The following is a 262-nucleotide window of genomic DNA, read 5'->3' as shown; positions in this document are numbered from 1 at the left end:
TCAGAATCTGAGCCTCGTCATACACCTCAATGTCCACCTCAGCGAACCCGCGGCCAAACCCCTGCTCGCGCGCACCAAACAACACGCGCGAACCATTCACAAACTCAATAGCTTCCTGACCATTCGCACGCCTAATCGACGCGACAAACCGGCGCAACTGCGGCCTATTCACAATGCCCTGCATCGACTTAAACGTCTCACCAGACGTCTTCGAGCGGTGAGCAGTCCACAACACCGTCACACTCGACCGCATGATGCACAT

Annotated in this window: 1 pseudogene; it reads right to left on the bottom strand. The window is 56.1% G+C overall.

The window, feature by feature from the left end:
* Positions 1 to 235: pseudogene (locus tag QP381_RS09145) on the bottom strand (terminase); the annotation flags it as partial.
* Between the last annotated feature and the right edge of the window lie 27 nt (positions 236 to 262).

It is taken from the genome of Pauljensenia sp. UMB6358 (genome assembly GCF_030216865.1).
In the GTDB taxonomy this organism is placed as follows: Bacteria; Actinomycetota; Actinomycetes; order Actinomycetales; family Actinomycetaceae; genus Pauljensenia; species Pauljensenia turicensis_A.
Note: the sequence above shows the minus strand (reverse complement) of the source record. Positions and strands in the feature narration are given on the sequence as shown.